The sequence below is a fragment of the Bacteroidota bacterium genome (assembly GCA_030706745.1).
Lineage (GTDB): Bacteria > Bacteroidota > Ignavibacteria > Palsa-1295 > Palsa-1295 > PALSA-1295.
The window spans coordinates 1-12,365 of the sequence record JAUZNX010000013.1; the positions used below are offsets into that span (position 1 = coordinate 1).

Consider the following 12,365-nt stretch of genomic DNA (forward strand, 5'->3'; position numbering starts at 1 on the left):
ATTTTGCCGATCAACTGCTGTGCGGCGATAAGACCATGCGGGCTGTGATGAACGGTGCCACGGAAATCGACTTAATCCATCCGGCGACACCGGATCCGGTCACAGGAAACGCGATCAAGATCAGCTATGCGAACCGTCTGGAAGGCATCCTTTCGCTGGGGATTTATGACATCCTGGGCAACGAGGTCGCGCGTCCGCTTGACGGCGTCGCACAGGGTGCAGGTTCATGGCAGGTTGTCTGCGATGTATCGCACCTACCGAGCGGTCAGTATACCTACCGCCTGAGCGAAGGCCGCACTGTGATCTCGAAACAGTTCGTGATCCAACGATAAATGAATTCGGGGGAGGGGATGACCGTTCATCCCCTCCGCTTTTTTCAAAGAATTATTGAAACAAAGCGCACTCGACTTCATTCTTTCCGGTTTTTAGAATTGGCTTTTATTAAACTTTTGACATTCGACGCTATGAGAACTCGTCTCTTCCTACTTCTTTCGGCTTGCGCCTTTGTTGTTCTGGCTGGCCGTGTTGATGCCCAGAGCGTTATCGTCCCGACGGTTCAGACCGGATTCCTGATCGGTCCAGTCGGTGGTATCAATCTGGTTGCATACTCCTCCGATGCCTTTCCGATTCTGAACTCGGAGCCGTCGTGCTTCCAGGCGCAGAACGGTTCGGACGTTGCGCCGTGGGGTGGACTCTCCTTCGAGTATCCACTCGGCAATGCGCAGGAATTGCAGAACTTCATCGTGGCTGAAGTCCTCTATGATTCCAAGTCATCCAAGTTCACTTCGCTCAGCGCCGCGCAACAGACGACGCCGACGAAGAAAAATGGCGTGACAGCCGATGGCACAGTGAACACGTCACTCGATGCGAACCTGGGCTATCTCGACCTATTTGTAGGATACAAATACAACTTTACACCGGGACCGTCTCCGGTCGGCCCTGGCATCCAGGTCGGTCCGGCTGTTGGCATTAAGATGTCGGCGAAGTTCGATAAGACCGTCACGGTGACCGCTTCGAGCGGTGTGAGTTCCAACCCGACCTCGACATCAACAGTCACGCAGACAGTTGATGTGCAAGGATTTACAATGCAGTCGGATGGCACACGGTCACAGAATGGCGTTTCTGCGAATGCACTTCGCATCGCACTTCGCGCTGCCGCGACCTATGACATCCCATTCTCGCAAGAGTGGATTGGGACCCCAATCGTTGGCTACGATTTTCCAATCACAAAGGTCGAGAATTCGCGTAACTGGCGCGCGTCCTCTGCCTTTGGCGGTATTGCATTCCGCTATTTCATCCGCGGTTAAGTCTTCGGAAGCGAGTGAAGTGTAACTTCGCCAGTTACTTCACCCGTCCTGAGCGTTAGAATTGGGCCGGCGCAGCCGGTCCAATTCGGTGCGTATTACCTACCGGCGCGCAGTATTTTGCTTGCTGTTAACAATTACCTTTGGGGAGAAATATGTCACGATTCTGGTCTGTCAAACCAATTTTTGCTATCCTGCTGTGCGCTGCGATAGTCTGGCCAAGTATAAGTTCAGCTCAAAAGGGGCAAACATCGCTCGGAACAGACTTTTGGCTCGGATTTATGCCAAATTCCTTCTCTTTGGGTTGCTGCCCGCCTCAGGGCGTGACGATGTACATTGGATCCGGTACCGATAATGAAGTTTGGATAGATGTGTTTGGTGGCAATCAAAACCCGAGCGAACACTATCATACGAAGATGCTCGCAAATTCGGTCTGGACAGTTGCACCAACAAGTGAGGCAAGTTGGGAGACTCTTAATCCAGCCGAGGTGATTGCGTACCGGGCCATCCATGTGTATTCTGCAAAGCCAATTGTGATCTATGGTTATCAGTATACAGGTGCTAACACCTCATCGACGGATAGTTATCTTGGGCTGCCGACACCGGCCTTAGGCACCGAGTATTACCCCTCATGTTACTATGACGATCATTACACGCTGGGTCCATCCAATCCGCTGGCCGGACAGTTTCTAATCATCTCCCCTTATGATAACAACGTCGTTACGATCGGGCCGGTGAAGACCGATACCCGCGAAGACGCTGCCGCCACGAAGACTCTTCATTTCAAAGGAGACGTTTGGAACGTGACACTACAACGTGGGCAAACTTATCTGGTGCAGTCCACTGGGCTGGGTTATGGTGATGAGGACATTACCGGAACACATATCGTCAGTACGAAGCCGATCGCTTTGATTTCGGGTCATCAACTTTGCTCGATCCCAATCGGTGAACTGGCCGACCAAAATGGCTCCAAGGACGAAATTTTTGAAATGATCCCGCCTGTCAGTGTTTGGGGCTCCGAATATTACGACATGCCGACCGCGACTCGAAATGTTTGCGGCGATTTGGTCCGTGTAATCGCTGGCGAAGATGGCGAGGTTGTCACCGCGACGAGCATCAATGGCGCCCCACAAGGCATCCTCTCCAAAGCCGGAGACTATTATGACTTCGATCAGATCGTCGATCCGACGGTGTTCAAGGAGCAGAATGGAAAGAAATTCCTCGCGGTGCAGATGGCATACAGTCAGGGATACCTTGGTGATCCCGGTTCATCCGATCCGTTTTCTATTGTTCTGACGCCGAAAGCCCAGTTTCAAAAGAAGATGATTTTTCGGACCCCCGATCGTTCTGGGGCAACCGGCTTCCTGCACTTCGGGACATTCATTTGCCGAGAAGACTCTATTTTGAAGATCATGCTGAACGGAAAACCGATCAGCACATATACCTACGCGGGGCAACTCCCGATTCCTGGGACGAATCCACCGATGGCTGCTCGCAGAATTCAGTTCGCGAATACATCGACAACATACGTCGCAACTTGCGGAGCGCCATTCGGATGTTACTTGTATGGATGGGATGTGTTCGAAAGTTATGGGCACCCTGCTGGTATGGCACTTGGAGTAATTTCACCTGACACCTTACCGCCGTTGCAGGATCCCCACATGCAATGCGGCAACTTCCAGGTAAAACTTACGGAACCTCGCCATATTCCGGCGTTCAGCTTTGAGGATACCAGGATCGCGGACATCGCGATGATTACCGACTCGAACGATTCGAGATGGTCGCACGCCTCCTATAATTATGCGTTTCAGATTGACCCCGCGCATCCATTCATGCCAGGCGATAGCGTAGCATACTTTGACCTGACGCTCATCGATGGAAGCAAGGATGCCTATGCCGCCGTTTGGACCACAGATAAGGCAGGTAACGATACGGTGTATCAGTATTCGTATACCGCTCCCCGTCTCCTCGAGACTCCGAGCGCTCCGCTCGACCTTAGTCCCGTTTGGGCCACGCTGAATGGGTCAATCGATTCGTGCCGGGATCTCTTGCTGATAAACCAACAGGACAGTGATCTTGTGCTTACGAGCGCACAAATCATGGGTGTTGATACACTTGGCAAATTCACACTCTCGCCAAAGCCCAGTAACGTTACCCTACATCCAAAGGATACGCTTGCTCTCCATATTTGCTTTAGTCCGACTGATACCTTAGCTTCTTCCGACACCTTAATGTTGACGGTGGGATGTATCCCATTCAAATACCCGCTGCAGGGTGCTGGAGTTATTCCACAAATTATTGCCGATGACGTCAACTTTGGAAATGTGCTCGTCGGAGATACAGTCTGCAAACCGGTGACCATTACCAATCCGGGTAAGCTTCCCCTTGTCATCAACAAGAACTGGCTCCTGAATAACTCGAAGGAGTTCTCGTTCGAAGATGTGAGCCGCTTGCCGGTCACTATTCAGGCCGGAAAGTCCGTGACGCTTAATTTCTGCTTCCATCCAGATACAACGGGCCCCATCTCTGGCCGGCAGGATTGGGGCACGAATTTGCTTGCGCCATACCAACATTCGATCAAAGATACTTCCTCGTTGCTCGGATTTGGCAGACAGCCAGGTCTCGAATGGGATCGGCCAACGCAATCCTACACGGTGCAGTGCGATCCGGAGGTCGTCCGGGTTAATCTGTTAAATTCCGCGCCGGCATCAACAGGTTCCAGCATTAGCGTAACGAAGGTTGATGTGGAAGGGGCGGATGCGGCGGAATTCACCATTGTCAATGCGCAGAAGGGCGCCGTTCCTCCTCCATCATGGGGTCTGCAACCGGGACAGACCGACTGGGTCGACGTCCAATTCAAGCCGGATTTGTCCAAGGGCTACGCACAACGGAATGCAACGCTTGTTGCCTACGGCAGTGACAATGACACTACGCTCCAGCGTATTATTCTGCTGTCTGCTACGGTCCGGCATTCAACGCTTCGGATCACGCCGACTTCGTATGATTTTGGAATGGTCGGACAAAATGACCCGATCTCAACAACATTCTGGATTCATAACGACGGCGATACAGACCTTGTCCTGAGTAATATGACGGTGGACGGCGGCTTTACCCTTAGCGGCTTTAGTCCTGGACAAATAGTCAAGCCACTTGACAGCGTTCAGGTCACGATAAGTGGAAATGCACCGCCAGGTACTACCACCGCAACGTTGCTCGCGGTAAGCTCTGCTTCATGCACACCTTCCAAAACGGCCGCTCTGAAGGTGTCGTCATCATATCCTAGCTTCCCCGCTACGGCCCACGATTTTGGGGACATCTTTGTATGTCAAGGCGATTCCGCGGTGATCACGCTTCAAAACACAGGCACGCAGAATGCGATCCTGGAAAAGGTGCAGATCATTGATACGCTTGGTACTACCGGTGCGAATCAGTATTCATTCAGTAACGGTTCGCGATCGGAAGAATTAGGGGTACCCTTGGATACCGGGGCCAGCATGAACTTTAAGATTAAGTTCACACCGGGCGCAGACGTATCGGACAGTGCATGGGTAGTGTATACTCTAAACATTTCATCGCCGACATCTCGGGATACTGTTATCATGAGGAAGCTCTCCGGGACTGGTCTGCATTTCGCAAATGCAGTCACCGCGAGGCGCAATGATGTGGATACGCTCTACACCGCCACAGCGGGTAAGACGATTTCTGTACCGATTCGCTTGAAACAACCCTTCGATTCGAAGGCAAAGGTGTTTGGTGTGACCTATTCATTGCGCTTCCTCCGCGATGTGCTGACGCTTGAGCAGGTAAATGCGTTGGGAGGACTCACGGGTTCATCCACGCTCCCGCAGCTGACCAAGGATCCAACCGATACTCTATACGATCTTCTGACAGTCAAGCAAATGTCCACGTCGAGAATAACAACGCTCGACACTGTGGCGATGGCAAACTTCCTGTATGTCATCAGCGACTCGACGGCAACACCAATCGAGGTGCACGATGTCGCATTCCTTGATAGTTTGGGAAATACAGTCTGCTGGGTCACACCTGATAATATCCCAGGTAACTTCCAGGGTAATGATCTTTGTGGCGATAAGACACTCCGCAGGGCCTTAGCTGGATTGCCACCCGAGCCTTGGATCAAGAGTGTGTCGCCTAATCCAACAACGGGCAGCACGAACATCGAATATGGGACCGATGGCGACGGGATGCCGGTAACCATCGAACTTTATGATCTATTGGGAAGAAGGGTCTCGACGATTCTGCGCAATCCCTCGATGGCCGCCGGCGATCATATCGCAACGTTCGACGGCTCGCAGCTACCCAGCGGAACCTATATCGTGCGGCTCTCATCTGGGCGGTTCGTTCATTCATCGACGTTGATTGTAGGAAAATAAGTCTACAATAAGGTATTGTGATCAAGCCCCCGCCAAACGCGGGGGCTTGTTTTTTGTTGTAGATCAACCGGAGCCTTACTGGCTGGGACGCCGTTCCTCACACGTCACCTTAATTTGAACACATGCCAAATCGCTGGAAACAAGTAGAGCAGATCGGTCAGAGCCTGTGGTATGATAACCTGAGCCGCGAATTCATCCAAAATGGTACGATCGCGCGCATGATCGAGGATGTCGGTCTTCGCGGCATCACTTCCAACCCCACGATCTTCGAGAAAGCGATCTCGTCGAGTGAGATCTATGATGACGATATTCAGTCCTGCATCCGCGAGGGTCTTTCGACCGATGCGATCTATGAACGGCTCACGACCGATGACGTTCGTGCAGCTGCCGACATTATGCGCCCTGTTTTCGATCGCACAAACGGACTCGATGGCTTCGTTTCGATCGAGGTCGATCCCCGCATTGCAGCGGAAGCCGATGCATCTGTTGAAGCTGCCCGGAGACTTTGGAAGACTGTTGATCGGCCAAATGTCATGATTAAGATTCCCGGGACACCAGAGTGCATTCCAGCTATTCGGCAATGCCTCGCCGAAGGTATCAACATCAATATCACGCTTCTCTTCGGCATCGAAAATTACACCGAAGTCGCTCATGCATATCTTGCTGCGCTTCGCGATCGACTGGCGAATGGCAAAGACGTGACAAAAATTGCGAGCGTGGCCAGCTTTTTTCTTTCGCGCGTCGATACCAACGTGGATAAGAAACTCGAAACGAAGATAGCAGCGATGAATGGCGAGGGCAATGAAATGCGCAAGCTGCTGGGTTTGGCCGCAGTTGCCAATGCCAAACTGGCCTATGAGCGATATCTTTCGATCTTCAAAGGGCCTGAATTCGCGGACCTGACAATTGCCGGGGCGCAGCCGCAACGATGCTTATGGGCCTCGGTAAGTACCAAGAATCCAAAGTATAGCGATATTATGTACATCGAACCGCTTATTGGTCCCGAAACGGTGACGACAGTGCCCGACGAGACCATCCAGGCATTTGGGGATCACGGTGCGGTGTCGAATACATTGGCGACCAATGTTGCTGAAGCGCACAAGACGGTCGAGCGTCTTGGATTGCTGGGCATTGACATGGAGCGGGTCGCCAGTGAATTGCAGGTCGAAGGGGTGAAGAAATTTTCCGAGTCGTTCGGAGTGCTTGCGCAGAAGCTTGACGCAAAACGTCACGAAATAGAACAGGCAGCATAACCGTGAAGATCTCCAAGTTTATAGGCGAATCGGCTACGATCGTATCACCTTCCCTTCAGGCGGCTCTGGATAAGGCTATTGCCTCAAATTTGGCTCATCGCATTTGGGAAGAAGATACTACAGTATGGGCCAGTAGTGATTTCCATCGTCGCGAGAACGCATCAGGGAGTGATGCCTCACAGGCCGAGGCGATTCGTGGCAGGCTTGGCTGGCTCCGCGTGCCGGATTGGTCGATCCAGCATCTGGATGAGATTTTGGAGTTTGCGGAAGGTGTCCGCCAGGAAGGGTTCACGCATGTAGTCGTCCTTGGCATGGGTGGTAGTAGCTTGTGCGTCGAGGTTCTTCGAGATACATTTGGCACAAAGGCGGGTTATCCGCAACTATTGGTGCTCGATAGCACTCATCCCGACCAGATCCTTGCGACTGAGTTGGCGTGTGATTTGGCGAAGACACTTTTCATTGTTGCAAGCAAGTCCGGTACAACGCTTGAGCCGCAATGCTATTATGACTATTTTTGGGAAAGACTCTCAGGCATCACTGACGATCGCTCAAGGCACTTTGCAGCGATAACGGACCCAGGAACACCGCTTGCAAAACTGGCAAGTGAACGCCGTTTCCGGCATACTTTCCAAAATCCGCCAGACATTGGCGGTCGCTATTCGGCCCTTTCCTATTTTGGCATGGTACCGGCCGCACTTATTGGAGTCGACATTTCAGAAGTCCTATCGCTTGCTGCGTCAGCAGCAAGTCTGAGTCGAGCAGAAGATGAAGTGATCCCCGCTCTTTTGCTCGGGGTATTCATGGGCGATGGTGCGCTGCATGGGCGGGACAAGCTTACAATCGTTACGGATCCCGAATTCTCGTCGTTTGGTGCATGGGCCGAGCAACTCATCGCCGAAAGTACGGGCAAAATGGGTAAAGGAATCTTACCGGTCGAAGGTGAGACTGCGCGCGCGCGCGAGGAAGGCGAACCACATCGGCTTTATGTCCATCTGACATTCGGTCAAGAAGGGGTGAGCGCAGATGAGCGGAGCGATCCGAATCATCTGGAGCTGCATCGTATGGAGCAAGCTGGTCTCGGCGCCGAATTCTTCCGGTGGGAGTTCGCGACGGCCGTTGCCGGGTCCATCCTGGGTATCAATCCATTTGACGAGCCAAATGTCGCGGAAGCTAAAGCCAAGACGAACGAAGTGCTTTCGAACTGGGATGGGAAGTCTCCGCTCGTATTTCCTAATCTCCAACAGCCTGATAAACAGATGCTTCAGGCATTTTTGGACAAAGAGGTTAAAGAAGACGGGTATATCGCGATTATGGCATACGTGCATCGCGATCCGGCATCGAACGCCGCGCTGCAAGCTTTGCGCGAGCAGTTATCAGTGCGGTATCACATTCCAGTGACCGTCGGATTTGGTCCGCGTTTTCTTCACTCGACCGGACAGTTACACAAAGGCGGGCCGCCCACAGGTACGTTCATCCAATTTGTCGACACACCCCACGTTGACCTTCCGATTCCTGGTAAACCCTATAGTTTCGGGACGCTTATTCGCGCGCAAGCAATCGGCGATGCTGAAACGCTTCGTAAGCATAACCGTCCAGTAATCTGCATGGATTTAGGCACGGATACGATCAAATCCATCCAAAGTCTTTAAGCATGTCGTAAAAGCTTCGAGGTTACACCAAAAGTTGACTCACGCTCAAAGTGCTTCGAGCGAGTCACGCAATCTCGGTAACATCGTCTCTATCTCGTCCATTGATACGGCTCCGACGGAGAGTCGGAACCAGCCGGTATTCTCCTGAGAGCCGAACGCCTGGAAGGGCACAACAGCCAGTCGTGCCGATTCGAGCAAGTATTTTCGGATATCTTCATTGGTGGCTAACGTCTTGCCACTTGGTGTGCGGCGGCCGATCAAGTCGAAACGGGCAGTAAGATAGATTGCGCCCATAGGAGTGATCGCATCGACCGGAAGTCCGCTACGCTGCATTGCCGTTAAACCATCATAGAGCGCATCGAGTCGGACCTCGATCTCGCGAATCATCAGTGAGTGATATGTCTGGATCGCATCCTCATCCAGTAATAATGCTGCTGTTGCAAGTTGCTCGGCGCGAGGAGCCCATGCACCAATATGTCCCAGAATATTCGACATGGCCCCCGCGATGTCTGGAGGGGCGACACACCACCCAACCCGAACGCCAGTTGCTGCGAAGGCCTTGCTAATGCCATCCACGAAAATCGTATTTGATGCAAGTTCTGGCCGGAGTGAAACGGGATTATAGTGTACGGTATCACCGAAGGTCAACATCCAATAGACCTGATCGTACATAATGAATAGCGGGCGCTCATGGGACTCGCGCGACGCGTTTTCTTCGATCACCAGATCGCAGATTCCCTCCAACGCTTCGCGTGTGAATGCTGTCCCGGTTGGATTCAGTGGCGAACAAAGCGAAAGCATCTTCGCGTCAGTGAGTGTTCCCTCGAGTATGTCGCGGGTAGGCAGAAACGCATCCTCCGCGCGACAGATTGCTGTCTGGTATGTTGCGCGGCTCAAGTGGGTATAGTGATTGTTGTTCCAGGAGGGAATTGGATAGACAACTTTGTCGCCTTCCTCGATCAATGCATTATACGTTGCATAGATCGCTGGCCGTGCGCCGCTGGTGATAATGAAGGATTCAATCGGGTAATCGAGACCTAGCCGGCGCTCGTAAAATGACTTCACCGCGCGGCGAAGCTGCATCATCCCATCCGAAGGAGGATAGTTCGTTTCGCCCGCATCGAGCATACCTTGGATCGAGGCGCGGAGCTCCGTAGGAATTGGAAAATATGCCGGATTGAAATCCCCGACGGTGAGATTGCAGATGGCGTGACCCTCGGCGACCATCGTGCGAATGTCAGCCGCAATCTTCAGTATTTCCGAGCCGATCAGTCCGCGAGCCATCGTGGAGATGGCGGATGGTCGTTGAGCAAATTGTGGCTTTGTCATGGTAACAGGATCCATCTCGGCAAGTTCGTATCCCATAATTTGTCCTTAGGCGCGCATTATAGAAAATGAGCAGTCATGCGCCGCTCCCTACAAAGATATGTAGAAAAAAACAATGAACGATGGAAATCGATATTCTGATCTTTGAATTTGCGTTAACGCTAGGTTCGGATGTCTCATGAATTGGAAATCCTCTTCTTGCGCTTAAATCAAGACGGACGTGAGAGGATCTTGGCGATGCCAGGGATGCTCAATTCGTCTGGCCAATTCCACTTTTCCTTCGCCTCTGAGAGTGCAGTAAGAAACCCATCTTGCGGGTGGAAGAGAAGGCGATGCATTGCGCGCGCTGTTCGTGTGCGCATTTGCGGCGATGTTCCCCGCATGTCAAACTCAGAATCTGGCAGTTGAAAGAGTGTATGCATCTGAAAGGTCGTTGCGCCCCGCCGCAGATATTCGAATGCAATCTTGCCAGTAATAATGTTACCTGTCGCGGAAAGTGGCGCGGTGAGATGACTCTTCGAGAGCACACTCAGATTACGATCGCTGAGATCGGGACCGCCGTAAGCGACGCCAGTAGTACTTTCGTAGCTCTTGTTCGGATCGAAGAGCCGGTTGCCGTAAATCAGGAAGTCCGCGCGAGATAAACCATGTGCCGCTTCACAAGTCGCCAGCATTTCGACTTGAAAATCATCGATTTCATCGCCTCTGTTCTGCGAGGCATTGAAGAGCTTCATGCCGAGCCGAATCTCAGTTCCATGAGAAGTCTCGTGTACGATTCGTGGCACCGCATGAAGCCACCGGAGAATCGTCTCCCGTTGACTTGAAAAACTTTGATCGCCGGCGAGCGTTGGTGAAAAGTCCTTCTCGATCGGCATAGGCAATTTGCCGCCATGATGGTTGCGCCATACATCAAATAGCCGTGAAGTCGTATATTCGTACTCTTTGACCCGCCATTCGGACTCGCCCGGTTTCGGAAGATGATATTTGACCGACGGAACGACGAGCATTGTACTCGGTGATCCAATCTCAAGTGATTCGCCAAAGAAGGTGAGATAGGCTTCGAACGTATCACTCCAACCTCGGCCTTTCCAGGTCACGGTCCAACCGCGTTCGCCACGCACCCCACTGCGCGTTCCAATGATTTCCTCGACCGTCATTTTTGTCGCCGGAATTGCCCAGGCCTTCATGGATTGCCCACCGAGTTCATCTTGCGCAATCAGTGTCTTTAGTACGACAAATCCAAGTCCAGCTTCTGCATCCCGCGCAACTTGGTTTGCATTGAGCGAAAGCTGCCCAGAGGCTTTGCCAAATGGGTTCTTTATCGGGAGTCTAGCATATTCACTGGCGAGTGAGAGGTGGTAGGTATCAAGGATATAATCTTCGAGCGGACAAGGAAGTCCGCTCGCAAAGCGAAGGTAATCCTCCGCGATTCGGGATCGCCAGTCCATCACCGCTTCAGCTCTATCGGAAGTGAGGCCATGAAATCTCCGACAAGATCGATTTCTGGGTCGCTGAGTTCAGGTCCCCATGGGTCGTGTGTGGCCTCTCGGCTAACGAGATCGAGCCACGAAAGCGTATAGAGCATCCGGCTGATATAGCCTTCAATGGGCGACGAAAACGTTGCCATCGCAAAGCGGTCGACCCATCCCGAACGATAGAGAAAATTCTGAGTATCCTCCATGTAATAGGCTTTCATCATGTCGGATTGTAGCATCGCGAGTGCGCCGCCCATGCCGACAAGCGCTGCATCCGCGCCCATCATGAGAGAATAACCGAGAAAGCGGTCCTCGCCGGTAATCAGCAGTTGATTCGGATATTCTGATTTCAGTTGACCGGCCACAGCCTGAAATGTCATGACCGAATCGAGCGTTGCCATCTTGATTCCGATCACATCGGGCAATTTGAAAAGCTCGCGCAAGACCCGGGGAGAATATGAGATACCACCTGCGGCTTCATACAAATAGAATAGAATAATCGGCAAGCCTGCCTGAGCAATTTCGCGATGATACGCGACGATCGCTTCTTCCTGCTGAGGCATTGGCATTTCTCGGAAGCGAACGGGCGGATAACACAAGATGGCATCGGCACCCAATTCTTTAGCGTGCAACGCCATATTCCGAGCCCGAAACATATAAGCGTCATCACCAAAGACATGATTGCCATTTGACTCTGCCGAGCAACCGGCTCCGGCAATGATAATGCCCTTAGGCAGCGATTCTCGCCAGTGCGTGAGCACGTTCTCGCGCTCCTGCTCCGTCAGGTAGAGGCCGCGTCCTGTATGCGCCCAGACCGCAACGCCGGCCACCGGCATCTCCGACATGTAATCGGCCATGCGGGCATGCGAGTCATGATGGATGATTCGCTCTTCGGTGAAAGGTACGGGCAGCGCCGGGATTAGCTTATGGCGCAGGCTACCTCGAATATCTGTCATGTTCATAA

General features: G+C 52.4%; 8 protein-coding genes. 5 read left to right on the plus strand and 3 right to left on the minus strand.

All coding sequences use genetic code 11. The features are described from left to right. From Q8902_12840 to Q8902_12860, 5 genes are all read left to right on the plus strand, one after another. Positions 1–332 (plus strand): T9SS type A sorting domain-containing protein (locus Q8902_12840; GenBank protein ID MDP4200443.1); only part of this gene is annotated, 332 nt, incomplete at its 5' end. Between the two features lie 132 nt (positions 333–464). Beyond that, positions 465–1,307: an outer membrane beta-barrel protein gene (locus tag Q8902_12845; protein ID MDP4200444.1), complete on the plus strand. Its 843-nt coding sequence runs from the start codon at positions 465–467 to the stop codon at positions 1,305–1,307. A 278-nt stretch (positions 1,308–1,585) separates the two neighbouring features. After that, entirely contained in the window at positions 1,586–5,698 is a 4,113-nt protein-coding gene (locus Q8902_12850) for a choice-of-anchor D domain-containing protein (GenBank protein MDP4200445.1), read from the plus strand. Positions 5,699–5,820: 122 nt separating this feature from the next. Continuing rightward, positions 5,821–6,951: a transaldolase gene (tal, locus tag Q8902_12855; protein MDP4200446.1), complete on the plus strand. Its 1,131-nt coding sequence runs from the start codon at positions 5,821–5,823 to the stop codon at positions 6,949–6,951. Between the two features lie 2 nt (positions 6,952–6,953). Beyond that, positions 6,954–8,600: a glucose-6-phosphate isomerase gene (locus Q8902_12860; protein MDP4200447.1), complete on the plus strand. Its 1,647-nt coding sequence runs from the start codon at positions 6,954–6,956 to the stop codon at positions 8,598–8,600. 45 nt (positions 8,601–8,645) lie between these two features. Here Q8902_12860 and Q8902_12865 read toward each other — a convergent pair whose 3' ends face one another. The 3 genes from Q8902_12865 to Q8902_12875 all read right to left on the minus strand — a co-directional run bounded on the left by Q8902_12865 (position 8,646) and on the right by Q8902_12875 (position 12,357). Further along, the gene (locus tag Q8902_12865; protein MDP4200448.1) at positions 8,646–9,965 is read right to left on the minus strand and encodes an aminotransferase class I/II-fold pyridoxal phosphate-dependent enzyme; all 1,320 of its coding nucleotides are present in this window, start codon (positions 9,963–9,965) and stop codon (positions 8,646–8,648) included. A 170-nt stretch (positions 9,966–10,135) separates the two neighbouring features. Further along, positions 10,136–11,374, minus strand: coding sequence for a hypothetical protein (locus Q8902_12870; protein ID MDP4200449.1), 1,239 nt, complete (start codon positions 11,372–11,374; stop codon positions 10,136–10,138). Further along, positions 11,374–12,357 (minus strand): dihydrodipicolinate synthase family protein, encoded by a 984-nt coding sequence (locus tag Q8902_12875; protein MDP4200450.1) that lies wholly within the window; start codon positions 12,355–12,357, stop codon positions 11,374–11,376. Before Q8902_12875 ends, Q8902_12870 begins: the two co-directional genes overlap by 1 nt. Positions 12,358–12,365 lie beyond the last annotated feature (8 nt).

Bases quoted from the DNA above. Each gene is read 5' to 3' on its own strand.
- Q8902_12845 (MDP4200444.1), top strand. From the start codon at position 465: ATGAGAACTCGTCTCTTCCTACTTCTTTCGGCTTGCGCCTTTGTTGTT.
- Q8902_12850 (MDP4200445.1), top strand. From the start codon at position 1,586: ATGCCAAATTCCTTCTCTTTGGGTTGCTGCCCGCCTCAGGGCGTGACG.
- tal (MDP4200446.1), top strand. From the start codon at position 5,821: ATGCCAAATCGCTGGAAACAAGTAGAGCAGATCGGTCAGAGCCTGTGG.
- Q8902_12865 (MDP4200448.1), bottom strand. From the start codon at position 9,965: ATGGGATACGAACTTGCCGAGATGGATCCTGTTACCATGACAAAGCCA.
- Q8902_12870 (MDP4200449.1), bottom strand. From the start codon at position 11,374: ATGGACTGGCGATCCCGAATCGCGGAGGATTACCTTCGCTTTGCGAGC.
- Q8902_12875 (MDP4200450.1), bottom strand. From the start codon at position 12,357: ATGACAGATATTCGAGGTAGCCTGCGCCATAAGCTAATCCCGGCGCTG.